Annotated in this window: 2 protein-coding genes; both read right to left on the bottom strand. The window is 45.9% G+C overall.

All coding sequences use genetic code 11. The features are described 5' to 3' along the window. The coding region (locus tag RIG61_00010; protein ID MEQ9617541.1) for a hypothetical protein at positions 1 to 220 on the bottom strand (220 nt) is incomplete at its 3' end. A 105-nt stretch (positions 221 to 325) separates the two neighbouring features. After that, on the bottom strand, positions 326 to 1,011 hold a 686-nt coding region (locus RIG61_00005), incomplete at its 5' end, for a DUF6502 family protein (GenBank protein MEQ9617540.1).

Below are 1,011 nucleotides of genomic sequence, written 5' to 3'. Positions count from 1 at the left end.
CCTCGATGCTCAGAAGATCGCTGCCCTCGATGCTCAGAAGATCGCTGCCCTCGATGCTGCGGAGGTCGCTGCCCTCGATGCTCAGGAGATCGCTGCCCTCGATGCTGCGCGTAGACGCACTCCCTATACTTGCAGCAATTGCTGTACCGGAAGACAAGAGCGCTAATAAAAAAGCTACCTGTCCTATGACAATTCCTGTCATACGTCTTTCATCGCTCATTTTTCGATCTCTCCAACAAGTCGAATTATTGAGGGGCAAATATTGCCCGATCTTGAACTGTTTACTTATCTATGGCCGAGCTAGGATTTCGATCTCTCATTCATTTCAATTTGATTTTTCAACTTTTTTGTCACTATTTTTTTTGTCACTACTTGCATTACTCACAAGCCCCTCATCCTTGAGTAGCTCTTTGAATGTCCTTTCATCTTTCTCTTCATTCAAATAGTGAAAAATCCCGAGTCCGGTTCGAATGACATGATCTCCGCGACTTCTGTCGGGCCTCGGCAAATTTGTTAACCAGTTATCTATTTCCTCCAGCAGGGCTTGACACTTCTCTCGCAGGAACGCATCGAATTTCGGTAGGTCTTGAATTCTTATTCCATCGTCCGCTACTGCTGCTCGTTCAAACCGGCCCTTCCCAGATTCCTGTTTCAACATGTTGAATTCGATAGTGTTAATAAAGTTCCGAATAACGTTACCGACCCGCTCAAAATTATGAACACCCTGAGCCTCCGGTATATATTCTCTTCGAAGTACTCGATACCAACCGGCGTCTGTCTCCTTCACTGCATTTACTCTTATCAGTTCATCCAGAATTGATCTCGGAGACATATCGCCGCTATGTTTTCTTACTAATACGGCGAAAGAAACATCATTCGGGCTCGGAGATTCATACTGAAGCTCAAGCGGCAATCCGTACGGCCCTGTAAAGTCTGGATCGGTATGCCATCCCACCAGAACGCGACCCAATCGGTTGTAGCTTATTTTTAGTTCGAATCGCTCTTTTTGAG

It is taken from the genome of Deltaproteobacteria bacterium (assembly GCA_040223695.1).
Taxonomy (GTDB): Bacteria; Desulfobacterota_D; UBA1144; order Nemesobacterales; family UBA2774; genus JAVKFU01.
Note: the sequence above shows the minus strand (reverse complement) of the source record. Positions and strands in the feature narration are given on the sequence as shown.